Source organism: Lentibacillus halodurans (genome assembly GCF_900112045.1).
Taxonomy (GTDB): Bacteria; Bacillota; Bacilli; order Bacillales; family Amphibacillaceae; genus Lentibacillus; species Lentibacillus halodurans.
The window spans coordinates 76,513-100,605 of record NZ_FOJW01000012.1 but is presented as its reverse complement, the minus strand read 5'-3'; the positions used below and the strand labels follow the sequence as shown (position 1 = coordinate 100,605).

Annotated in this window: 26 protein-coding genes; 7 read left to right on the top strand and 19 right to left on the bottom strand. The window is 43.6% G+C overall.

The window, feature by feature from the left end; all coding sequences use genetic code 11:
• Positions 1 to 247: 247 nt before the first annotated feature.
• Positions 248 to 931 (top strand): C39 family peptidase, encoded by a 684-nt coding sequence (locus tag BM195_RS14150; protein WP_244535769.1) that lies wholly within the window; start codon positions 248 to 250, stop codon positions 929 to 931.
• 114 nt (positions 932 to 1,045) lie between these two features.
• Here the strand turns inward: BM195_RS14150 and BM195_RS14145 are convergent, their stop codons facing one another.
• From BM195_RS14145 to BM195_RS14120, 6 genes are all read right to left on the bottom strand, one after another.
• The gene (locus BM195_RS14145) at positions 1,046 to 2,506 is read right to left on the bottom strand and encodes an APC family permease (RefSeq protein ID WP_090239794.1); all 1,461 of its coding nucleotides are present in this window, start codon (positions 2,504 to 2,506) and stop codon (positions 1,046 to 1,048) included.
• 365 nt (positions 2,507 to 2,871) lie between these two features.
• Complete coding sequence (locus tag BM195_RS14140) at positions 2,872 to 3,942, bottom strand: glycosyltransferase family 4 protein (protein WP_090239789.1); 1,071 nt, start codon at positions 3,940 to 3,942, stop codon at positions 2,872 to 2,874.
• 205 nt (positions 3,943 to 4,147) lie between these two features.
• Positions 4,148 to 4,453, bottom strand: coding sequence for a PTS sugar transporter subunit IIB (locus BM195_RS14135; protein WP_090239785.1), 306 nt, complete (start codon positions 4,451 to 4,453; stop codon positions 4,148 to 4,150).
• A complete protein-coding gene (locus tag BM195_RS14130) occupies positions 4,450 to 4,782 on the bottom strand; it encodes a PTS lactose/cellobiose transporter subunit IIA (protein ID WP_211772932.1) in 333 nt (110 codons plus the stop codon). Before BM195_RS14130 ends, BM195_RS14135 begins: the two co-directional genes overlap by 4 nt.
• A 12-nt stretch (positions 4,783 to 4,794) precedes the next feature.
• Positions 4,795 to 6,081 (bottom strand): PTS sugar transporter subunit IIC, encoded by a 1,287-nt coding sequence (locus BM195_RS14125; RefSeq protein ID WP_170848268.1) that lies wholly within the window; start codon positions 6,079 to 6,081, stop codon positions 4,795 to 4,797.
• A gap of 73 nt (positions 6,082 to 6,154) precedes the next feature.
• Entirely contained in the window at positions 6,155 to 7,465 is a 1,311-nt protein-coding gene (locus BM195_RS14120; protein ID WP_090239776.1) for a 6-phospho-beta-glucosidase, read from the bottom strand.
• 233 nt (positions 7,466 to 7,698) lie between these two features.
• On the opposite strand from BM195_RS14120, the gene BM195_RS14115 reads away from it, so the two are divergent.
• The 3 genes from BM195_RS14115 to BM195_RS14105 all read left to right on the top strand — a co-directional run bounded on the left by BM195_RS14115 (position 7,699) and on the right by BM195_RS14105 (position 9,624).
• The gene (locus BM195_RS14115) at positions 7,699 to 8,430 is read left to right on the top strand and encodes a GntR family transcriptional regulator (protein WP_090239771.1); all 732 of its coding nucleotides are present in this window, start codon (positions 7,699 to 7,701) and stop codon (positions 8,428 to 8,430) included.
• 22 nt (positions 8,431 to 8,452) lie between these two features.
• A complete protein-coding gene (locus BM195_RS14110; RefSeq protein WP_090239767.1) occupies positions 8,453 to 9,148 on the top strand; it encodes a ChbG/HpnK family deacetylase in 696 nt (231 codons plus the stop codon).
• Between the two features lie 74 nt (positions 9,149 to 9,222).
• On the top strand, positions 9,223 to 9,624 hold the full coding sequence (locus tag BM195_RS14105) for a hypothetical protein (RefSeq protein ID WP_090239762.1): 402 nt from the start codon (positions 9,223 to 9,225) through the stop codon (positions 9,622 to 9,624).
• Between the two features lie 110 nt (positions 9,625 to 9,734).
• On the opposite strand, the gene BM195_RS14100 is transcribed toward BM195_RS14105, so the two are convergent.
• The 3 genes from BM195_RS14100 to BM195_RS14090 all read right to left on the bottom strand — a co-directional run bounded on the left by BM195_RS14100 (position 9,735) and on the right by BM195_RS14090 (position 12,273).
• A complete protein-coding gene (locus tag BM195_RS14100; protein ID WP_090239758.1) occupies positions 9,735 to 10,376 on the bottom strand; it encodes a TetR/AcrR family transcriptional regulator in 642 nt (213 codons plus the stop codon).
• Positions 10,377 to 10,538: 162 nt separating this feature from the next.
• A complete protein-coding gene (locus BM195_RS14095; protein WP_090239754.1) occupies positions 10,539 to 11,555 on the bottom strand; it encodes an ABC transporter permease in 1,017 nt (338 codons plus the stop codon).
• On the bottom strand, positions 11,533 to 12,273 hold the full coding sequence (locus BM195_RS14090; RefSeq protein WP_090239750.1) for an ABC transporter ATP-binding protein: 741 nt from the start codon (positions 12,271 to 12,273) through the stop codon (positions 11,533 to 11,535). Before BM195_RS14090 ends, BM195_RS14095 begins: the two co-directional genes overlap by 23 nt.
• Before the next feature lie 291 nt (positions 12,274 to 12,564).
• Here BM195_RS14090 and BM195_RS14085 point away from each other — a divergent pair, with 291 nt between their 5' ends.
• Both BM195_RS14085 and BM195_RS14080 read left to right on the top strand, forming a co-directional pair.
• Positions 12,565 to 13,272 carry a threonine/serine exporter family protein gene (locus BM195_RS14085; RefSeq protein ID WP_090239875.1) on the top strand — a complete coding sequence of 236 codons (708 nt, stop codon included), beginning with the start codon at positions 12,565 to 12,567 and terminating at the stop codon, positions 13,270 to 13,272.
• Between the two features lie 98 nt (positions 13,273 to 13,370).
• Complete coding sequence (locus BM195_RS14080; protein WP_090239746.1) at positions 13,371 to 13,814, top strand: threonine/serine exporter family protein; 444 nt, start codon at positions 13,371 to 13,373, stop codon at positions 13,812 to 13,814.
• Between the two features lie 2 nt (positions 13,815 to 13,816).
• On the opposite strand, the gene BM195_RS14075 is transcribed toward BM195_RS14080, so the two are convergent.
• From BM195_RS14075 to BM195_RS14055, 5 genes are all read right to left on the bottom strand, one after another.
• Positions 13,817 to 14,107, bottom strand: coding sequence for a hypothetical protein (locus BM195_RS14075; protein WP_090239744.1), 291 nt, complete (start codon positions 14,105 to 14,107; stop codon positions 13,817 to 13,819).
• 308 nt (positions 14,108 to 14,415) lie between these two features.
• Entirely contained in the window at positions 14,416 to 17,481 is a 3,066-nt protein-coding gene (locus BM195_RS14070; protein ID WP_090239741.1) for an efflux RND transporter permease subunit, read from the bottom strand.
• Entirely contained in the window at positions 17,478 to 18,350 is an 873-nt protein-coding gene (locus BM195_RS14065) for an efflux RND transporter periplasmic adaptor subunit (protein WP_090239737.1), read from the bottom strand. Before BM195_RS14065 ends, BM195_RS14070 begins: the two co-directional genes overlap by 4 nt.
• A 26-nt stretch (positions 18,351 to 18,376) precedes the next feature.
• On the bottom strand, positions 18,377 to 19,240 hold the full coding sequence (locus BM195_RS14060; protein ID WP_170848267.1) for a TetR/AcrR family transcriptional regulator: 864 nt from the start codon (positions 19,238 to 19,240) through the stop codon (positions 18,377 to 18,379).
• Positions 19,241 to 19,434: 194 nt separating this feature from the next.
• The gene (locus BM195_RS14055) at positions 19,435 to 19,932 is read right to left on the bottom strand and encodes a competence protein ComK (RefSeq protein ID WP_090239731.1); all 498 of its coding nucleotides are present in this window, start codon (positions 19,930 to 19,932) and stop codon (positions 19,435 to 19,437) included.
• 258 nt (positions 19,933 to 20,190) lie between these two features.
• Here BM195_RS14055 and BM195_RS14050 point away from each other — a divergent pair, with 258 nt between their 5' ends.
• Complete coding sequence (locus BM195_RS14050; protein ID WP_090239728.1) at positions 20,191 to 20,382, top strand: YjfB family protein; 192 nt, start codon at positions 20,191 to 20,193, stop codon at positions 20,380 to 20,382.
• A 144-nt stretch (positions 20,383 to 20,526) separates the two neighbouring features.
• Here BM195_RS14050 and BM195_RS14045 read toward each other — a convergent pair whose 3' ends face one another.
• From BM195_RS14045 to BM195_RS14025, 5 genes are all read right to left on the bottom strand, one after another.
• Positions 20,527 to 20,811, bottom strand: a complete 285-nt coding sequence (locus tag BM195_RS14045; protein WP_090239718.1) for a hypothetical protein — start codon at positions 20,809 to 20,811, stop codon at positions 20,527 to 20,529.
• Between the two features lie 248 nt (positions 20,812 to 21,059).
• A complete protein-coding gene (gene fabZ, locus BM195_RS14040) occupies positions 21,060 to 21,479 on the bottom strand; it encodes a 3-hydroxyacyl-ACP dehydratase FabZ (protein ID WP_090239713.1) in 420 nt (139 codons plus the stop codon).
• A 412-nt stretch (positions 21,480 to 21,891) separates the two neighbouring features.
• Complete coding sequence (locus BM195_RS14035) at positions 21,892 to 22,290, bottom strand: DNA-directed RNA polymerase subunit beta (RefSeq protein WP_090239702.1); 399 nt, start codon at positions 22,288 to 22,290, stop codon at positions 21,892 to 21,894.
• Positions 22,291 to 22,363: 73 nt separating this feature from the next.
• Positions 22,364 to 23,194 (bottom strand): flagellar hook-basal body protein, encoded by an 831-nt coding sequence (locus BM195_RS14030; protein WP_090239698.1) that lies wholly within the window; start codon positions 23,192 to 23,194, stop codon positions 22,364 to 22,366.
• Between the two features lie 10 nt (positions 23,195 to 23,204).
• A complete protein-coding gene (locus BM195_RS14025) occupies positions 23,205 to 24,008 on the bottom strand; it encodes a flagellar hook-basal body protein (protein WP_090239694.1) in 804 nt (267 codons plus the stop codon).
• Positions 24,009 to 24,093: the final 85 nt, after the last annotated feature.

The following is a 24,093-nucleotide window of genomic DNA, read 5'->3' as shown; positions in this document are numbered from 1 at the left end:
TACGCTTGTCAAAATTGCTCGTTTTTATGTTCTATTCATTATAAGTTTATCACTGGGCTAAATCGTAATCAATCGACAGTATTCTATATAGCTTGCCTGTGACCGCAAAGAAAAAGACCTGATGATTGTCCAGGTCGTGAGTGAAGAGTTATTGATCGGGTTTTTGTCAGATTCAGTCTAAATACATTTCAATTCCATTTATGTTATATTGGCCTATAAATACTGTATTTTCAAGGGGGATAAGTGTTTGGCAAAAAAGCTGTTGATCGGTTTTATTTTGTTCATGTCTTTTTTTATTGCGGGTAGCAAAAGAGTCTTTGCACCAAGCATGAAAGTAAAAATCAAAGGTGTTCCTTCCTGTAAACAATATCCGGACTTGCCTACAGGCTGTGAAGCCACGTCACTGGCAATGCTGCTGAACTGGGGCGGCATGCAGGTAAGCAAATATGATGTGGCGAATGCACTGCCGAAAGGCGATAAAGTGCACAAATTCGGCAGCGAGTGGAAAGGTGCTAACCCAAATAAGGCATTTGTCGGGGACCCGTATACCGACTCGGATGATGGAAGTTTTGGCGTGTTTGAAGGGCCGATACTAAAGACAATTGAGGCATTTATGCCCGGAAAAGGGATTAACTTGATCGGAAGGCCGTTTGATGATCTGCTTAAAATCATTCGTGCGGGAAAACCGGTGATGGCATGGACAACACTCGAGCAACGTCAGACATTTTATGGCAAATCGTGGACAGATGAAGAGGGAAACGTAATCGACTGGTACGAGAATGAACATGCTGTTGTTCTGACAGGTATTGATGGGGATTATATGATTGCGCATGATCCGCATACAGGCAGAGCGGAATATTATGAATGTGATTTATTTGAACGGAATTGGGCGTCAATGGGCGGACGCGCTGTAACATTGAACGTCGAATAAGTTTTGAACGTAAAAAACCACGGAGCAGTATGATAACTCCAAAAGTGCGATTTTCACGCTAACTTTTGGCGTCAAGTACAGCTCCGGGGCTTTTTATTACATATATTGACGGGATTAACCGCGATTCTTCGCTTCAATTTTCTTATTGCCCAAGATCAGATAATTAAGTTCTTCTTTCGGTATTTTTTTCAGCTCTGTCCGGTTCGCCAAGTAGAAAACAGCGCCAAGGGCAATCCAAATAACGAGTGCAATAAATGATTCCATCCCCAGTGCTGCCGGTGATCCCGGGATCAGCAGAAGTCCAAGAAATGTAACGCTTGCCAGCATACCAAAAGCTGCGAGCGTCTTTTTCACCGGTGCGACGACATGTTTTTTCGGATTGAAGTCTTTGCCTTTTGACCATTTAAATAACGTGAATGCAGTAAAACATGTATAAAAATAAGCAATCGTTACACCTACGGATGACATATCAACGACCCATGTCAATGCCTGGCGGCCGAACCATGGTGCCAGCGCTGCAACGGCCACGGTAAAAATAATGCCGACATACGGTGTTTCATATTTCGGATGCAGTTTGGAGAATGCCTTTGGAATAATTTTCGCACGTGACATGGCGAACAATAGACGGCTTGATGAAATGGTAAATCCATTTAACCCTGTGAAAATCCCCATTGTCAGTGCGGTAACCAGAATAACCAGTCCCATATTACCGAGCATTCCTTGAATCGCTGCCCCTGTTCCCCAAGTTCCTTCCTGAGCGACAAGTCCTTGCCATGGCTCAACCATTGCCGTTGCAAGAATCATCATGCTGTAAAGCAGCGCAGCAAAGAAAATGGCCAAGATAATTAATGTAAAGGCTTTTTTGGATGAAAAATGAAATTCCTCTGCTGCCTGTGGAACATTATCAAAACCGACATATGCCCACGGCGCAATCGCAACAATGGAAATGATAGCCGCAAATGCTGTCGTGTCAGCCGGGAATAATGGTGCAACATTGTCAAGACCCGCTCCAGGCTGTCCGCCGACCATGAACGTAATGGCAATGACACCGATGACCATGATCGAACAGAACACAAATTGCATGCGCCCTGATAAACTGGATCCTTTCACATTGAAATAACCAAAAATACCCAATAAAACAGATGCAATGATGACTTCCATAAAATAAACATCCCAGCCTGCAATTGTGTACATATGCATGTTTTCAAGCAATGCCGGGAAAACAAATTTAACCATTAATGAAAATGCGGATGCGTTCAACGCAACAATACATAAATAGCCAAGTGTCAAAAACCATCCACTGATGAACGCGTGTGTACGTCCCAGACTAATATACGAATAAGCGAACTCTCCGCCTGATACCGGAAAACTTTTGATCAGAAATCCATAGCTCACAGCAATCAGCATCATCAGCAGCGCGCCAATGAAAAACCCGAGGATAACACCTAATGGCCCTGCCGTGGACATCCAGGTGGTCGGCTGTACAAATGCCCCCCAGCCAATAGATGACCCCAGGGCGATTGCCCAGACCCAATGTGGCTTTAGTGATCTCTGCAACGTCGTTCGTTCTTCCATGCTTCGTCTCCTTTTTAATCTCTTTTTGGATACCCCTCATTTATACCAAACAAGACCTATATTCGCAAAATTCATATGCCTGGAAAAATGTATGATATTATGCATTAATTCGGCGTATTTGAGTATTGGTGTGATTGTCAGATTGGATTTTCGCTTGTTTTGGACAGATTTCAAGTGATTTCAATTTTTATTCGCTGTGTGAACAGCTATACAGCAAATGAATCGGCGGTTGATTGATTTCATTCTTACGTATATAGTGCTGTGCTGGTCAAGTTGAGCTGCCGTGTTAAACGCCACTTTTCTCCCTTTACTTTTTGTTATATACAGGATACATAAATTTGTCAGCTATATAATGATCATCAATTCTACCCCTCGCGCTTCCGAAACATTCGTCCCACCGAATCCAGTACTGGCTTTTTCCCACCCATTACAAGTCCGCCAAGTTCGGCAAAAATATGCAGCAGTACGAGCACTAGAAACGTGATGATGAGTGCTGTTGTCAGGCTGGCATAGGAAAACAGAATAGCCATAATCCCAAATAAGGCGCTGAACGCATAAATGATCAGCACTGTTTTCCGATGACTGAATCCGGCTGTGACCAGCTGATAATGAATGTGCTTATTATCCGGCATCATGATCGGCTCTTTATTATAAGCGCGGCGGACAATCGCAAACACCGTGTCGAAAATCGGAACAGCAAGCACAATGACCGGAATGATAAAACTGAACAGGGCAATATTTTTGAAAAGACCAACGATGGATACCACTGCAATCATATAACCTAGAAAATTGGATCCGGTATCCCCCATATAAATTTTGGCCGGGTAAAAATTGTGGTACAGAAATCCGAGATTCGCACCAATCAGGACGATGCACAAGTATGCGGCCAATACTTGACCATCAATGATCGCCATGATAAACATGCTTGCGAGCGCAATCGTCGTAACGCCTGTGGCGAGCCCGTCCAGTCCATCGATCAGGTTAATCGCGTTGGTAATACCCACAATCCATAGAACTGTAATAAGCACACTTGTGAAACCGAGATCGACCATGCCGATAACCGGAAGTGTGATACGTTCGATAATCAGCCCGGATGAGATGAGAAATGAAGCAGCAATAAGCTGCCCGGTCAACTTAATAACTGGCCGGATTGAAAAGCGATCATCCAGCGCACCGGTGATGAGGATGACAATCGCTCCGAGAACAATCTCCGGCAGATGCTCATGGCGCGGCTGTAAAAAAAGTCCGCCCAGCAAAACACCCATGAAAATGGCCAGACCACCCAGCCTTGGTGTTACTTTCTTATGCATTTTTCGATAGTTCGGTAAATCAACTGTCTTTAGTTTAATGGCCAGTTGTTTGACCGGATATGTTAGCATAAATGTAGAAATAAGAGCGATCAAAAAGGCAATCGCCAAATCGGTAAAGTTAAACATCATCTGTCTCCTTGGATGTATCTATGGCTAGAGTTTCTGCTCTTCGGCCGATGTCGAACGTTGTTGTTTAGGTTAAATTATAGCGAATTGGGGGATGCGGGGCAAATTTTAATGGCGTCAATTAGGCAAATGAGACGAACGAGTAGCGCTTTTCAATACAAATACCTGTCACATGAAATGACTTTGTGACAGGTATCTTAAAGACTTATGCATTTTTTAGTTCAATTGCCTGATCTAATACCTTTTCTCCTTTAATCATTCCATATGCCATCTGATCAATGATACCAACTTTTATTCCTTTTGGTTCAGCGTGTTGTCTTATTTGCTTTTCGAGATAGCGTACTTGCGGTCCGATTAAGACAACATCCAGCTGATCCAGGTTATTTTTTAGATCCGCTTCCGCAAAGGCGTCAATTTCTACTTTAATCTCTCTTTCCTCCGCGGATTTACGCATTTTATTCACCAGCATGGATGTAGACATGCCTGCCGAGCATACAAGTGCAATTTTCATTTTGAGTGATCCTCCAATCGTTCGATTCGTTCATATATCTCAATCATTTCGTTCGCCAAGTCTTTTACGGTCATCGCTGTCATCAAGTGATCCTGTGCGTGCACCAGAATCACATTGACCTCATGCTGCTTCCCTTCTGCTTCATCCTGCAACAGTTCAGTCTGAATATGATGTGCTTCGGTAAATTCATTATCTGCCTCACTTATTTTATTGCGTGCTTCATCAAATTTAAATTCTTTTGCCAATTTGATCGCTTCCATAGCATTGGATCTGGCATTTCCGGCATGCAGAATAATATTAAATGATAACATTTGCATATTTTCTGTTATTTCGTTCATGATTCATCCCTCCATTTTCTGCTTAAGTGCCCTTGCTCCTGCTTGAATAAACGGAATATACATGAGGGTCGCTACTGTTAAGTTGACAACTTGCAAGGCAACTCCCTGCCAGTTTCCGCCTGTTACCAAATATCCGCTTAAAATGGGCGGTGTAGTCCATGGTACGATCGCTACTGTTTTCGGAACAATGCCTGTTGCGAGTGCTGCATAGGATATAATCGTCAGCGTAACTGGTACAAGAATGAATGGAATCAACATGACCGGGTTCAATACAATCGGCAGTCCAAAGATAATTGGTTCGTTAATATTGAACAGCCCGGCTGGTGCAGCAACCTTTGCCACTTCATTGTAAGGATGCTTACGTTCTCGGCGTAACACGATAAAGACTGCAATCAGTAATGCAATCGTCGTTCCCGATCCGCCCATGAATACAAATGAGTCCAAAAATGGCTTTGTTACCAGATTTGGTACATCAAATGCTGACATCCCATTCCGAAATAGTTCAAGATTTTCTTCAATCAGCGGTAAATAAAGTGGCTCGATAACCGAACCGATAATGTTCGTTCCATGCAGCCCGAAAAACCATAGCAAATGATTCAGGAAAGATATGATAACAGCTGCCGGAAGTGTATTACCCAATCCCTGGAGCGGTTCCTGGATCGCGTTAAAGATCACTTCAAAGATACTTGTTTCCACAAAAACCGTCATAAGTGCCTGAAACAATCCAACAACCAGTAAAATAATCGACGCTGGGATCAATGCCTGAAATGACTTGACGACCCCTTCAGGAACTCCTTCAGGCATTTTAATGGTCCATTTCGACTGGACAAGCAAGCGGAACAGTTCAGTTACGATTAAAGCGACGATAATTCCGACAAACAGCCCTTGTGCCCCAAGCCATGTCGTACTTAATCCTCCGTCGTCTGTCCATGGTACGAGCATAATGTATGATGCTGCGGAAATAAGACCTGCAGACAAACCATCCGCTTCGTATAATTTAGCTAAATTATACGCAATTGAGAAAGATACTAATAGTCCCAATACGGCAAACGTTCCATTCCAGATACTTCCCCCGACTGACTGCCAATTTCCGTCACCAAATATACCGTTCATCCATCCAACAAACTCAAAACCACCAAGTGGTGGAAAATTGTTAATTAGGATAGCCAATGATCCAATGATAATTAACGGCATAATGGCTATAAATCCGTCACGAACCGCTATAAGATGACGCTGTGACCCGATACGACCGGCAATTTCAATAAACTTTTGCATAAACTTGCTATTCATTCCAATTCCCCCTTGTTTAAATGGTCATCATCATTCCACCGACTGAATTTCATACTTGACGATCCGATATCCCCTAAAAATGAAACTGTGGCAAATACGATTGATGTGCTGTTAAAAGTTCGTCAAGCACAATTTTACTTTGCTTTTCATCTCCCATTAACGGATTCATCACAAATGCTTTATATGCATCGTTATAATCACCGGTTATGGCGGCTAGAATGACAAGTTCCTCAAACGCCTTCATTTGATACACAATGCCTTTGACACTTGCCGGAAGTGCTCCCTCTGTGATCGGCTCAGGTCCATGGCTGGTAATCACACTATTGACTTCAATAACTGCGTCGTCCGGCAAATCAGGAATTGCCCCATTATTGGTGGTGTTTACCGTCTGCACATCTTCCCTGTTGTTATAAATCGAATCCATCAAACTGCACGCTACATCACTGTAAAATGCACCCCCCCGCTCTTCCAGTTCTTTTGGCTTATCTTGCAGTTGCTGGTTACTGTAAATTTCAAACAGAGATTTTTCCAGTTCCATCACTTTTTCGGCCCGCGTTCCGTGTTCATGGAACGATTGTATATCCTTTTTCAGGACATCCCTCGTTTGAAAATAATATTGATGGTATGGATTTGGTAATAGCCCGGTAGATTCAATAAACGTTTTAGACCAACCAAGGTTTACAATATTTGCCGGAGAATAATTAAGTTTATCTCCCTGCAATTTTTCCAAAACTTCGTTTGTGCGGTCGATACCTTGAACATACACTTTTTTTCCGAATACAAAATGATTCATGCCGACAAATTCGATTCTTACGTCTTCAGGTGAGACGTTTAATATTTCCGCAGTTGAATGCCGCATATTAAACGGAATATTGCAAACCCCGATCACTTTTTGGTGAAATGAGTGTTTTAATAATGCTTCTGTAACAATGCCCGCGGGATTCGTGAAGTTAATGATCCAGGCATTTGGACAAATACGATGAACGTCCTCAGCCAGCTCCATTAAAACCGGAATGGTACGGAAAGCTTTCATGATTCCGCCTGCACCATTTGTTTCCTGCCCGATAAATCCATGGCTTAATGGAATACGCTCATCTTTAGCACGTGCATCCAACCCACCAACACGTATTTGTGTCGACACAAAGTCCGCATTTTCGAGTGCTTTTTCCCGGTCGAGTGTCCATGATAGTTTAATAGGTTTTCCGGATTTTTCAACCATCCGTAACGCAAGATTCCCGATAACTTCAAGCTTTCCTTTGCCTGCCTCAATATCAACTAGTACAATTTCACTTACCGGGAAGCTGTCATAGCGTTTGATCATACCTTCAATAATCTCTGGTGTGTAGCTGGATCCCCCGCCAATCACTACCAATTTCAATGCCATATCCGTCAGACTCCTTTTGTTTTTGTAATCGCTTTTATATCCGGCCAAAAAAGATGTTTGACCCTGTTAAGCGATTTTTCCTAGTTGGTTGTTTAATGATCACTAAAAATGTATCATACAATTATATAAATGTCTATACATATTTATATTTGTTACTACAATATAGAAAACATTGTATTCAGTTGTATTCTTTTGTAAACTTTATATATAAAGACCATTAAAGGGAGTACATTATGGAAAAAAACCAATCATTGCATGCGTATATCAAAGATGAATTACTTAATCGAATTAAATCGGGCAGCTATAAAAAAGGTGAAAGAATCCCTACTGAGCTTGAACTCTGCAAGGATTTTAATGTCAGCAGAACAACGGTCAGATCAGCATTAAACCAGCTTACACTTGAAGGGTATTTAGTTCGGAAACAGGGAAAGGGTACATATATTGCAGACAAAAAAGTAAGTCAGACACTGTCGCACACTATGAAACGCTACAGTGATCAGGTCGCTGTCCAGGGTAAAAAAGCTAAAATTGCGTTAATCAGTATTCAGGTTGTACCCGCATCAGAGAGGCTTGAGCAATCTCTTAACGTCGCGGAAAATGATCCGATTCAACGCGTGGAACGAACACGTCATGCAAACGATGAACCGACACAATATGAAATTTCATATATTCCCTGGGGTGTTGCACCCGGAATCACCCAACTGCACGCTGAAACATCGTTATACGCGGCGTTAAAGGAAGAATTCGGCGTACACATCGCTAAAACAACGGAGCATGTGGAAATAACATTGGCAGATGAAAACGTATCAACCCTCTTACAGTGTGAACCAGGTCTGCCGTGTTTTTATATTGAAACGGTTGCGGAAGACGAAAATGGAAATAAAGTTGAATTTTCACGCTCCTATTTTCGGGGTGATAAAACAAATTTTATGATTGAGCGGAATTATTCTTTGGACGACCATTAATTTTTGATAGCGGGGGATTAGCATGAAGGTATTGTTTAACGCAGATGATTTTGGTCTGACCAAAGGGGTTACAGACGGCATTATAGAAGTACATAGAAACGGTGTTGTCGGGGCAGCTACCATGATAATGAATGGCCATGCGGTGAACTATGCCGTAAATCAGGCACTGAAAAACCCTCCCCTGCGATTAGGCGTTCATCTCGTTCTAACTTCAGGAAGACCTATTTGTAGCCATGTACCCGGCCTTGTCGATCAGGACGGCTATTTTCGCTATAAAAATACATTTAGGGAAATGGAGCCACCGCATGTGGAGGAAGTGGAAAAAGAGTGGCGGGCACAAATTGAAGCATTTCTGGAGACAGGACTGACATTGCATCATCTTGACAGTCATCATCATATTCATGGTTGGGAACCGCTGAAGGAAATCGTGGTTAAGTTGGCTCGAGACTACAACGTTCCAGTCCGTTATATGGAGTCACTGAAAGAATTCCCTGACATTCTGCTGACTGAATCCCTCTGGTCGGGGTTTTATGGTAAAGGTGTAAATGCCAATATTTTTGATAAATTAAAAGGTTTGAATGCTGCGTCAGTCGAGGTGATGACCCATCCAGCCTATATTGATGATTTGCAATCAATGAGCTCGTACCTGGACAAACGTGAAGAGGAACGGAAGATATTGTGTGAAATTAGCCCACCAGATTGGGCGGAGATGATGTAGACATTTGAGCCATTCACGGCATTATAGTAAACTATAAGCGATTGATTAGCAAAGGGGGGGTGGGGAGACATTTTATGGCATACATTTTTGTGGCTGCGGCATTGCTTGCAGTCATCCCAATTGTGGTCATTTTTAAGATGAACCTCGAAAAAATACGTGAAAATCCGGAACAACTTAACAAGGTACAAACAAATTTTTTCATCGGACTGGCCATCAGTGAAATGATTCCGCTAATCCTTATCGTTTATGGCCTGATGGATGCAACCAAGGTGAATAGCATTGAGGAACTATATGCACCAAGTATTATTATTTTACTGTTGATGGCTGTTTCGGTTTTTTTCATGGACCTGCAGAAAAGAATAGACGTTGAGTCAGAATCAAAGAAGGCGATAAACAAATTTGCAATGATTGCCATTCCGTTAGTCATAGTCATACCCTTAGTTTCACTTATTGGTCTGTTTTCAATGGTACCATAAGGGAAAAGCGCAGCACCTTTCGTGTGATGCGCTTTTTAATTGGATTCCTGTTTTTGGCTGTCTTCCGTAATCATTTACAACTCTAAAAGATAATCGGGTGGTGCAGGCACCTATGATCCGGCACCTATCCCCCCCATTATAACCCCAATCATTTGCCTAATCTCAGCTTCGTCATCCCACTCTTTATCCGGCTGCAGGATGAAACGTGTCATCATAAATCCTAATATAGTCGGTACCACTATACGAATGATCGTATCATTCGGCAAGTTCTGCAGATCCCCTTTCTGCTTGTAAAAATCAAGTGCCTGATTAAAGGCCGGATAGACTTTTTCAGTGAAAACACGTTTATAGGCCATCTGAATTTCCGGATGAAATGCCAGTTCCTGCAGAAGGATTTTGATTAATGGTACATTAGCCTGTGCAAACTCAAAACGGTTATTGATAAATGCATGAAGCAGGTCCGCGAAGCTGTTATAATCTTCATGGAAAACCTGATCAACAAATTTTGTTGCGAATAATGGAGCTGAGATGTTAGTGATCACAGGTGTGACAATCGCCACAAGCAAGTCTTTTTTTGTACTGTAGTGGCGGAAAATCGTCCCCTCAGCAACACCTGCACGTTTAGCAATCTCACTCGTTGATGTATTGTAATAGCCTTTTTCCGAAATCAGTTCAATGGCTGATTTCAGGATTTCAATTTGCTTTGGTGTCATATTTTCTTCGTTACGCAATGTGTCCATCATATCTGACATAAGTTTCCTCCTGGTTTTATCCACCTTAACGGGCAGTAAGTCCACGGTTCATAATTTCAGAAAAACCAAGAAACAAAAGCTGCGGACAACTGCCCGTAAAGGTCCGATTCTGTTCAACTAACATTCAGTGGCGAAATACGCACCACTGAATGAAGTTTCACTTTATAATGTCCGGTGACGTTTGAGTGCGATGATGTTTAATATTATAAATGCTGCGGAAAAACCAATCAATACACCGATATCGCCGCTAACCTCAGCCAATCCCCCGCCGCGTATCATGATTTCCTTTAACGCTTCCGCACCATACGTTAATGGCATGATTTGCCCGATAGCACTGATCCATTCGACTGATTCTATTGGAAAAACACCCGAAAAAAATACTTGTGGCACGATAATAATTGGGATAAACTGAATCATTTGGAATTCATTTTTGGCATAGGCAGATAACAGTGTTCCAAGACTCAGTGCCGTCATTGCCAGCAGGAATGCCATCAACAGTACTGACACGAATGATCCTGCCATGTAAATATCAAGTACATATATGGAAAAAGCAGCTATGATGATTGACTGAATGATGATAAATATGCCAAATCCGAGCAGGTAGCCGATCACAATCTCCCACCGCCTTAACGGGGTTGCCAGCAATCGTTCAAGTGTCCCCTGTGTCCGCTCTCGGAGAAATGATACACCACCGATGATAAACACGAAAAAGAATACGAAAAACCCGATTAAGACCGATCCCGTATTATCAAATAAGTTTAAATCGGATGAACCATGCAGGAACGACACATCCAGATCGGGTGCGTTTGGATTTAATTGCTTGACCGCACTGCTGACAGCGTTTTGGACAGCGGATGTTGCAGTCGGTTTGCTGCCTTCCATCGTCAGTTCTGGCTGATTATTTTCAAACGACAGATAGGCATCTGCATCATCGTTCTCAAGCAGGGTGCCGGCACGATGCGCATCAACCTCCAGAATTGTTGCACCCTGCTCCTCAAGCGCTCCCTGCATTGGTTCCGGTATATCTGTGACAGCTATTGCAGGAGTGTAGTCCTCTATATCAAGGACAAGCCATAACAAGGTCATGACCAGAAGCGGTGCGATCATCATGAGTGCGATGCTGCGTTTGTCCCGTAAAAATTGCCGGATGATCCGTTTAATGATTGCTTGAATTCGCATGACTGCCACCTCCAAAGTGTAAAAATGCATGTTCCAATGACTGGGTTTCACTCTTTGCTTTTAAATCGTCCGGACTGCCCTGCGCGATAACGTAGCCATCTCTTAACAGAGCGAGATTGTCACACTTTTCTGCCTCATCCATGACATGCGTTGTGACGATGATTGTTGTGCCCTGCTTTTGTTTGTTCCGCAATTCTTCCCAGATGGATGCTCGCAGAACTGGATCAATCCCAACTGTTGGCTCATCCAGAATCAGTACTTTTGGGTGATGCAAAAGGGCAATTGCCAATGACATGCGTCGTTTCATACCGCCTGAAAATTTTTCTAATGTTTTATCAAGATGTTCTGTGAGATTGACGAGGCTGGCTGCTTCAGTGATACGTTGTTTTCGCAGTTTTTTTGGAATTTTGTACAGGCTTGCGAAAAAGAGCAAATTCTCTCTTGCTGTCAGCTCATTGTATAACGCATCCGATTGCGCCATATAGCCGATCTTTTGCATTTGATGAAATGATGGCATTTGTTCATTCTCGATGTGGATAATGCCATTGCTCGGGGTTAAAAGTCCAATCATCATTTTGACAAGTGTGGTTTTGCCTGAACCTGATGGACCAAGTAAACCAAAGAGCTGACCTTCCGGAATGGCAAGGTTCACGTTCTTTAATACAACCTCTTTATTATAGCTGTGCTGAATGCTTTCCATTGTAATGAAGCTGGACATGCTAGCACCCTCCTTATCTTATCATATATGTGAGTGATTACTCACTTTAATCATAATTGGTTTATGGATATTTGTAAAGGGGCAAATACTTTTTTTAGTACACCCTTTTTGACGAATTGGATACGACTGTAGTTATAAGATGGATAGCGAGATGGCATATTCATCAACAAGAACTAAATACAGGTATCACGTAGTAATAATACAGCTTTCAAAAACAAATTCGAGGCTTTATAATTGAAACAGAAAGGTGGTGCGGGCGTGCTGGATCATGTCTTAATTGCTAAAGTATGCATGCTGGCAGGGAAAATTATGCTGGAAAGCGGAGCAGAAACTTATCGCGTGGAAAATACGATGAACCGAATAGCTGCTGCATTCGGATTGGATAATGCACAAAGCTATGCGACGCCGACCGGAATTAATTTTTCTGCTGACTTTGCAGATGTGACAAACTTCACGCGTATTGAAAACCGATCAACGGACTTGCATAAAATCGCAGAAGTTAACAGCATTTCGCGTGATATTACGGCAGGTAACGTTACGATCAATCAGGCGCTGGCACGATTAAATAACGTTGATAAAAAGCAATTGACATTCCCTTATTGGGTGCAAATTATGGCTGCAGCTTTTGTCAGCGGGAGTTTTTCGTTTATGTTTGGCGGGGACTGGCCTGATTTCATACCGGCATTTTTAGCTGGCGGAATTGGATATGCTGTCATGCTCGGTGCCGCAAGATTGATTGAAATAAATTTTATCGCGCATTTTGTCGCATCATTATTTATTGGGCTTCTGTCGATGCTTTTTATAGCAACTGACTTTGGCATGCATTTGGATAAAATTATTATTGGAGCTGTAATGCCGCTTGTTCCAGGTCTGCATATCACAAATGCAGTTCGCGATTTGATGGCCGGGCACCTGGTTGCAGGCGTATCCAAAGGAGTCGAATCCGTGCTGACTGCTTTTGCGATTGGTGCAGGCATTGCAGTGGTTTTCGCGTTTTAGGCAGCGGCTGTTTGCTGTCCCATGAGCCAGCATGTTTTTCGAGTAAATGCCCTGTTATGGGACGAAGATTGTGCAGCAAACGAAAGGGAGATATTTTGATGATCATCGCTCAATTGATAACGAGTTTTATGGCAGCTGCGGGGTTTGGTGTGCTGTTTAATGCGCCAAGAAGAGCGCTCGTCCTATGCGGGCTCGTTGGCATGTCAGGATGGATTTTATACTATATACTTTCATCGGGTGGCATGGATGTTGTGCCTGCAACGGTATTTGGGGCGATACTCGCGGGGATGCTCAGTCAGTTTTGCGCCAAAATGTTCAAAATGCCGGTTATCATCATTAGCGTATCCGGTATTATTCCGCTCGTCCCGGGTGGTGTCGCCTATGATGCGATGCGGCATTTTGTCGAGAACGATTATTATACAGCTGTTCAGCTATCGGCAAAAGTGATGCTTCTCGCCGGTGCCATTGCGATTGGTTTAATGTTTTCGGAAGTGGCGAACCAGCTCATGACAAAAATACGTTCGAAAAAGACTGAGGTATAGGATCAGTGTTTGTTTATTGCAGCATCGATCAATAATACAATAGCAGTGATGATGTGCATGATCATGCCAATGATCGGAATAACACCTATGAACGAGGTAACCATTCCAAGTACATTTCCTGCAATACTGCCTTTCTCATTCCGTGCGATAAATAATGTGACCATATGCAGGATGAACATGATAAACAGGGCACCCCAAGTTGTACTGAATATGAAAGCACCTCCGATAAAAGGAATTCCAAGAAATGCCTCACATCCACCAGTTATCCACTTCATAATTCTAGACAACGACATCTTTTTGCCTCCATTCGAAATTGCTCTACTTATCATAGCATATTTTCTGCGGGGAAACGAGCTCAGGATTAGATTTGCTTTAAATTATGTTATGTAAATTTTGCAAAATTTACGCCGCTGTCTGAATTCAATTGCAACTGCTGAATTTGGCGCAGGTGCCGCGCGTTTGCACAGTATGACGCTCCCTTGCACCCACACATAGATGCCATGGACGCTACACTATATTGACGTGCACTTTAAATTGCCATAACACCATCTCTTCAACAAAAGCTCCCTGCCTTACAGCAGAGAGCTTTTATGAATCATGATTAAGTTTTTTTCCGTCGCAAAATTTTAGCAGTCAGATCGTCAAATAACGTATAGATGACTGGAATCAGCAGTAAAGTGAAAATACTGGAAACTGCCAGGCCGAAAATGATCGTTACAGCTAACGGCTGCTGCATTTCAGCACCCTCACCCAGTGCGAGTCCAAGTGGTACCATTGCCAAGATGGTCGTTAATGTCGTCATCAGGATTGGACGCAGGCGGTTTGTTCCTGCCTCGAGAATTGCCTCATAGCGGCTCTTTCCATATTCATCACGCCGCAGAATATTGATGTAGTCAACGAGCACGATTGAATTGTTGACCACGATCCCGGCGAGCATAATGATCCCGATAAAGGCCGGAATGCTGAGCGGCAAGCCTGTAACAAACAATCCAAGCAAGACGCCTACAACCGTAGCCGGCAGTGAGAACATGATGATAAACGGGAACAGGAAGTTTTCAAATTGAACAGCCATGACTGCATAGACCAGGAAGATAGAGAACACAAGTGCAATGGACAGATCCGTAAACGAGCTGGCCATATCCTCCGCTTGACCCCCCATGTCATAACTGTAGCCTTCAGGAAAACTCATATTATCCAATTCCTGCCTAATGTCGCCCGTAATGCTTCCTAAATCACGGCCGATAATTTCTGATGTCACATTCAGCTGTGGTTGCTGATTATCACGTTGCAATGTGACCGGACCCTGTACTTCTTCTAATGTTACCAGAGATGCTAATGAAACAGATGCGCCGCTCTCAGACTTGATTTTCATATCTTCCAAATCATTGATGGTGCTGCGTTCTTCTTCCGGATACATCAAGGTAATGTCCATTTCATTGCCGTCTTCACGATATTGTGCAGCCGTCTGACCGGTGAACTGCAGCTGAATCTGGCTTGTGATTTGCTGCTCAGTCAATCCGTACATCGCCGCTTTTTCGGAATCGACTTGGATATGCATTTGCGGATCACCGTCTTCAGCTGATGAAGACGCATTATGCACACCTTCAATTCCAGAAATAACATCGACCACCTCGTCCGCCAGATCACGAAGCACGTCATGTTCAGGTCCGTTCAGACTAATTTGAATCGGATCTCCCAAACCAGCAGCACTGTCCGTTGCCATCACAGATATGTCTGCTCCCGGAACGGAATCCAGGTCTTCACTCATGGACTGAACAATATCATCTGTCGTCTGGGAACGCTCGGATGCCGGAACCAGTTGCATCATATAGGTGGCCTGGTTGCTGGAGGATCCCATTCCGGCTCCTCCACCACCCCCGACATTTAGATAGTTGGTTTCCATCACATCATCATAAGCTGTCAATTTTTCATTCACGTCTTCAGCCACACTTTGTGTATGCTCCAGTGAGCTTCCCGGCTGTGTTTCGATATTTACCTGAAGCTGACCCTGGTCGGATGATGGCATAAATGAGGCACCAATCATTGGAATGAGCGCCAGGCTTCCCACAATGATTGCAATCGATCCAAAGACAGTTGTTTTCCGGTGTCCAAGAACCCATTTAAGCACTGCACGATATCCATTGTTCACACGATCCAGAAAACGGTTGAACCAATAGCGCCTTCCGCTTTCCTTCGTCGCTTTGGACAGCAGTTTGGACGAAAGCATTGGAACGAGTGTGACCGCTGCAATCAAGGATGCAATCAAGGCAAATGATACGGTCAAGGCAAGCGGTGTGAACATATCAGACGCAATGCCTTCAACAAACACCATTGGCAAAAAGACGACTAATGTAGTTGTCGTCGAGGCAATCACGGCTGGAGCCAATTCTGATGCCCCTTTAATGGATGATTGCGTCAGCGAATACCCGCGCTGTCGGTATGTGTATATATGTTCCAGAATCACAATCGAACTGTCAACCATCATCCCGAGTCCAAGCGCCAGTCCCCCCAGCGTCAGCACGTTCAGCGTTTCGCCGGTAAAATACATCAGTGTAAACGTTGAGATGATGGCGATCGGAATCGACAGACCAATAACAATCGTTGCCCGGAGGCTTTTCAGGAATAACAGTAAGACCAGGAATGAGATAGCACCACCGAGCAGGATATTTTGCACAACCGAACTGATCGACATGTTTATATATTCAGATGTATCAATAATCACATTTGTGCTTAATCCTGACGGCAGTTCCCCTTCTATTTCATCCATGCTGTCATTGATATTACCTGCCACTTCCACTGTATTGGCATCTGTTTTTTTCATAATGGACAGTACGACGGCCGATTCGCCGTTCACCATTGTTTCGCCCGATGATTCTGCATGTGTATCTTTCACTTCTGCCAGATCATCAACATGTACCGTTTCACCTGTTTGGGTCTGTACAAGTGTTTCTTTTATATCATCAATAGATTCGAAGTCACCGGTTACCCTTAGCTGCAAATCCTGATTACCTTTTTCCACGACACCGACTGATGCTGACTGGTTTGCACTATTCAGCGCCTGAGTGATGCTTTGGGCTGTGACACCATATTGCTGCAGTTCAGACTGGTCGAGGACAATTTGGACTTCCCGTTCTTTTGCCCCTTCAACGGTAACTGATGCAACACCATTCTGCCGTTCAAAAAATGGTACAATTTGGTCTTCAGCAACTTGTGTCAGTTTAGCCGCATCATCTCCAGTCAGACCGACCCACATAAGCGGCATTTGATCCGGATTAAACCTTAACACGCTCGGATCACCGGCGCCATCAGGCAGTACCCCCTTAACCTGATCGATGTTTTCCCGTACATCAAGCAATGCCTGATCAAGGTCCGTCCCATTGTTGAACATCATCATCACAAGGGAGGAGCCGGATTGTGACTGTGACTGAACTGTTTCAATTCCTTCTACTGAGCTGACTGATGACTCAATCGGCCGGCTAATCAGATTCTCAACATCCTCTGGAGCTGCATCTTCATAGGAAGTTGCTACAACCGCAATCGGCAGGTCAATTTCCGGAAATAGATCAATATTGAGGTTGCGTAATGATACGGTCCCAAGCGCAATAATGGCCAGGACGATCATGATCACACCAACAGGTCGTTTGACAGATGTTTTGACGAGTTTCAAGAATTATCCTCCTCCTGCCCCTGTACCACGTTGACGTTCATGCCTTCTGACAGGGTCAAAAGTCCATTGACAACGACCTGATCCCCTTCCTGGACGTCACCTTCGACAGCTGTTTCCTCCGACTGTGTTTCCTGTATCGTTATATCCTTTCTAACAGCCTGATTATCTTCCACTACATATACAAACGTCTCATCGTTTTCTGTGACAACAGCTTCCGTCGGGAGAAGTACTGTATCTTCTATCCGATTTTCCGGGATATCCATAACAGCAATTGCCCCGGATAAAATGTTGTCATCTTCATTATCCACAGTCGCCTCAACCGGATAAAGCCCGGTATCATCAGGCATTGTACTGATAGCTGTAATTTCTGCTTCATATTCCTGTCCGTTCATCGTAACAGGGTATGTGTCCCCTGTTTCCAAAAGATCTAGTGTTTCAGTCACCACGGAAAACGTAAGGGTCATTGGATTGAAATCGGCAATGACCATGAGCGGCTCTTCATTGGAGACCATCGCGTCCTCGTCAGCCGTTAGCTTCGTAATATCACCTGCTGTTGAGGCATAGATATTCTGGTTTCCGGCAGCTGTTTGAATGGTAGCCAGGTGGTCATCCTCTTCTACTGTATCACCGTTTTCCACTTCCAACTCCGTTACCTCCCCGGGATTCTGTACCATAACCGGTGTTGTACTGTCAGGTTCAGTACGTCCATATAGCGATTTTTCAATAACCAGATCACCTGCTGTGACTTCCTCTATTTCAACCGATACGACTTGCTCTTCCTGTTCATCGTTAGATTCTTCATCTTGATTACATGCAGCCAGAATTCCTATCAGCATGAGGGCTGCGATGCTTAAAAACAATTTTCGCATGACTGTAACTCCTCTTCTTTGTTTAATTAATCCAATAAATCGATATGTAAAAGACGTCCCATCTCTTTACATTCTTCTTCAAATTCCGGCATACGCTGAAAATGGACCAGCAGCCCCTGAATGATTGGCTTTTGCGGGTGTTCTTTGCCAGTTTCATTTAAAATCATCATTATGATATCGTGCAGCTGGCCTGCTTTTTCTTCGGGCAATTTCAATGAGTTGATTTTTGCTTTCATGGAAAATAATAATTCCGATACTTGCACCTCCCCCTGATACAAGTCAGGAATATGATTTTTTGTAACCAGTGGTGCTTCCTCGTGCTTCAGCATACCGCTTACCAAATCATCCATCCTTCTTACGAGATAGGCACCTAAATGGTTTCGGTCAATTTCAATGCCATCAATGATAATCCATTTGACGTAACCGTTCATTAATCCTTCCAGCTGGATAATGATATCCGGATAATAACACGCCATCTGTTCGCCATAAATATTTTCAATGTTTTGCCGCAGCCAGTGAAAATTTTGCAGCTTCATTTGCTGGATGAACGTATCGGTACTTTGCCCGATTGAAATATTTTGACGAAGCTGCATCGTGAGAAAATCCTTATACTTGTAAATGTACCTTATAACCACGCCAATTTGCTTGGCCAGGCTGTCGCGTGGGGCGAGATTCTGTTTTTGCACATTCTCGATCCGGGCGGCAATCTCCTGATGATAATAATTAAGCGACGTCATGATAAAGTCTTTTTTCGATTCGAAATGCAAGTAGAAAGCACCTTTGGAAACGCCTGCTTCAGATGCAATTTCCTCAATGGATGTCATGTGATAGCCTTTTTCGGCAAATAACTTCATCCCGGCTTCGATAAGCTTTATTTTTTTCTTATTCATCATATAACACCTAGTTTCATGTTATGAAGTACCAACCTGATAGATGGAACCATTCATTTTGCTTTTGACAACTGAACTAACCAGTCAGTCATTTTTCCATTTTACACGTGGAATGCATTGAAATCAAGAATAAATCACCGTTGCCATTGCCCCCGCAGCACATCCTAGTCCTGATCGCACCGAGTGTCTATCTGCTAACGGCTCCATATGAATGGGCGGTTGCCAAAGAAAAGTGAACGGTTCAGTTTGGCGATGATCTGGCTTGTTCGTTTATATTGCATGTCGAAAGATGTTTCGGAAGTATTGACAAATAGGCCTGTTCCGTCATGAAATTTGACATATGTCCTGTCATCCTGCTGTTCAAAATAATCGATATGGTAGAAGGAGAGCCATACATTGTCTTTGTTTTTGGAAGAGGACGTCGGCAGCATGTAAACGCCTTTTTCCGGAATAACCGGAACCGGTACTTTACTGTTCAGTTTCAGCAGATCTTTCACTGACTCACGCCGGCCTTCCAGCGTCGAACCGTATAGGACACATGTGTGATCGATAATTTGCTCGGGGCGATGAACAGAGTGCCGTTCACGGTGAACCTCTAAAATGCGCGAGCGGTAATAAGCGGAATCCTTTGTCATTACTGCCTTGGTTTGCTGGCCGATAATGTAAACTGGTGATGAAAATGATCCCTCCATTTATTCTCCCCCCTTCCATCTATGTAAAATATTGATCGTTCTAACAGATTTCATCTGTTTTCTAAGCCTATTGTACTATGTTACGAATGGTTTATCTATTTATGACGGGAGTTTTTTCAAACTATTAAAATAAGATGGAGGAGATTGCCTTTACGTTATGTAATGAAAATTCATGAAACGGGTTCAACTTTTGCTCTTTTTGTCGATAAAAGAGGTGTGGTCATACATTTTGACGGTTGTTATTAGGAGGGTTTTATCGTGGATGTAGCAGCAATGTCTGTTGCCATGTCAAATCAGCAGGTCCGTTCAGATGCCGGTCTGGCTGTTATGAACAATGCGAAACAAGTGGCGGAGCAGCAAGGACAGCAATTGATTGAAATGCTGAATCAGTCACAGGGGGCTTCAGCGCCACACCCGTCACTCGGAAATGCGATTGATATGAAAGCATAACGGAAAATCCTCTGCTTCAGCAGAGGATTTTTTCAGTATGGAATTGTTGCAACACAAACTTCATTAAAACATTGGAGACCTGAATGATTTGGGTACATGAACGAACCGGAAAAATCCCCTGATATACAAGGGGATTTTTAAAGATTAGTTGTTCTCATCTTCCTCATTAAGCGGGGCTTCATCATTTTCATTCATGCCATCTGTGTCGTCCTGATTTGTATCGGTTCCATCTTCATTCGTGCCATTGTCGCCGTTATCAAGCTGCGGATCGTCCTGGTTCTCACCATTCATATCAGGACTGTCTTCTTCCTGGTTCAATGGTGCTTCATCTTCTCCCGCCGGATCCTCTTGTTCATCATTTCCGCAAGCGGCAACCAGTGACAATGCCAAAATAGGTGCACCAATTTTTATAAGCCATTTACGTTGCATAATGTTGTCCCTCCTTTAAGTTCACTTTCGCCTATAGCTTAACCATTTTATTAAAAGTGATACTTATTTTTACAAATTGTTTGATGTGACGTGAAAGGGTGATACAAGTGCGTAATGTTCTGATAACAATTCAAATCTCGCTGATAAATGTAAGAAACGGACGAGCGCGCCGATACAGTCTGAAACGCTTTTAAAACAAAACATAAAAAAATCCCCACAACTAGGGTGGAGAATCGGATGTATCTTTCCTATTTCACAGCAAATGTAATTTCTGCTTCACAGGCTATTTCGCCGTCAACGGTTGCGACGCCTTTTCCTTTACCAACCGGTCCTTTTATCCGAATGATGTCAACTTCCAACTGTAGCTGATCACCCGGTTTCACCTGCCGTTTGAAGCGGCATTTATCAATTCCCGCCAAAAAACCGATTTTGCCCTCGTTTTCGTCAATGCCAAGTATACCAATGGCGCCGGTCTGGGCCAGTGCCTCAACAATCAATACCCCGGGCATGACCGGATATTCGGGAAAATGGCCTTGGAAAAATGGCTCATTTGCTGCTACATTTTTTAATCCGACAACACGCTTGCCTTCTGCTATTTCAGTAACCTTGTCCACCAGCAGGAATGGGTAGCGATGCGGGATTGTTTGTTTAATTTGTTCGATATCCATTTAAACGCTCCTTTTATGGTGTATGCTGTATCCATTATAACAGATGTTCAGCCGTTATTTTGACAGACCAAGAACAAAGGTGCAAGCGGCCAGTTTAGCGACGTACGGATTGGACTGAACCGCAGCAGATAAAAGAAACACGATAAGCGTAAGCGAAGCACTGACTGTTGTTTGAAGGAGTCCCGCAGCAACTTTAGCACTGGAGCCGGACTTGGCTTGTTTTGTAACAAACATATATAAGGGGACTAGCTTATCTTATTAGAAAAACTTGCCGTTCGTCTTCGTCTCCCCAAAGGCTTGATCTATACAACCACAGATTTTGCTGTCATCCTAAATTTTATTTTTTTAATAAGCCCAACAATGTATACCCCTTTGATATTACAAAACATGCCCGGTATTAGCGGACATGCAGTTATTCTTCTTTCACTACGATATCGATAATATGCTGCCATGTTTCCCATTCCAGCGCATCAGTTGGGTTTCCGTTTCCAATAACACCATAGCCAATCATTAAACCTGCTCCCAGTGCAATTGCCGACAGTGCCAGTATAACAATAATCCGCAACCAAATAGGAAAAATACGGCGGCGCGGTTTTTTATGATTCCGCTTTTCTTGTTTTCGTTTTTTCTTCTGATCTTTGCGGGTCGCGCTGTCTGATGATTTTTCGGTCTCCTGCTTCTGCTTTTTTTTCTGTTCTTTGCGTGTCACCTTGTCCGGTGCCTGTTCCTGCTGCTGCAGTTCTTTTTTTTGATCCGCCGTTATCTGGCTGTTTTGTTCAGTTGCTGTTTTTTCCTTCTGGTCTGTTGACATGGCCTGTTTCTCCTTACATCCGTTTGTTGCTTATCAAGTTCGGCAGCTGAGCTTCACAAATGATGTATCTGACTCATCGAAGCTGGTTGACGAGTCCCATCATTTGGTCTGACATGGAAATCGTTCTTGCATTAAACTGATATGACCGCTGTGTATTCATCATGTCAGTCATTTGCTGGGAAAGATCGACATTCGATTGTTCCAGAGCACCGCTTCGTAAGACCTCTGTACCCGGATCAACCGGCTGCATCATTTCGGCAAAATCATATCCCAATTCATCCAAATCCGGCAACCGGAATGCATTATCACCGGCTGTTTCTAGCAATCTCGGGCGAGCAGCTTCAGTGATTGCCAGATTTCCAGCGTTCTCCGTTACATTACCACGTTGTACCGAAATTTGTCCATTCGGCTGGATATTGATCTCATCAAAACCTTCTGCTATTACGATTGGCCCATTTTCTCCCAATACCGGGTAGCCATCTTTAGTCGTGAGCATGACATCCTGATTATCGTTAATCGGGCTTAAGTAAAATGAACCATCACGGGTGTATCGCGTTTCTGTCATATCATTTTCGGTTACCTGAATTTGAAACAAATGATTTTTTTCCAATAAGGCGGTATCAAGGGCTCGATCGGTTTCCTGAATGGCCCCGGGTGACAGATTAATGTTCACTGACCCGAGTCTTGCACCCGAACCAACCCGTACACCATCAGGAGTCAGGCGTCCTTCCCCGTTGGCAGGATCGGTCATGTTGTCAATTTGCTGAAATAATAAAGAGGAAAAATCCGCCTGCCGTGTTTTGTAGCCTGTCGTTTGACTATTCGCCATGTTATTTCCAACAACATCCAATTTATTCTGGAGTTGATTCATCGTAACCGCCGCCTGAATCATCGTCCGAGACATCAAATCCCTCCTAGCCTAAGCGGGCAATTTCACTGACTGCTTTGCCCATACTTTCATCATAAGCTTTCAACACACGCTGGTTTGTTTCAAACATACGATAAGATTCCATCATTTGCGTCATGGACTGTGCCGCGTCTACATTTGACCGTTCCAGCACGCCCTGCTGAACGGTATATGCAGCTTCACCCGGTACAGCGCCGGCTTCTCCGTTGAACAGCCCGTTACCTTCCTTGGCCAGTTCATTGACATTATCAGTATATGCAATACCAAGCGAAATATTTTCACCGGGCAGCTGTAAGGTACCATCTTCTGTTAACGTAAACTCTATGCCATCTGTCTGAATCGGCGCTCCGGCTTCATCCAGCACGTAATATCCTTGCGTTGTTACAAGAAACCCTTCCCCATCAACGGTAAAGTTGCCATTTCTGGTATAGCGTTCTTCACCATCTTCATTTTGCACAGTGAAGAAAAGACCGCCTGTTTCATCCGGAAGTTCCCCGTCAACCAGTGCCAAGTCAGTGGAGATGCCTGTTTCCCGTACATCACCCTGCCCATAATCCGGGATATTTTCATGAACATACACCCCGGTATTCATCGATCCAATCGGGTTTTGCATCGGGAAATTTAAGCCACGTGACGTTGGCACATCATTTTTACTCATTTGATGCATCAGCATCTCGGGAAAGGCGCGCAATGCAGTCTGATCTGCCTTATACCCCGGTGTCTGGGCATTTGCTATATTATTGGATAAAGCCTCTTGCTGCCGCTGCTGTGAAACCATTCCGCTGGCAGCTGTGTAAAATCCTCTCAGCAATTGGTCCGCCCCCTTTATCAGTTTGTTAGGTAGGTCGCCAGTTTTCAGCAGTACTGTCATTATTCGTTTCCGAACGTCTGTTTAA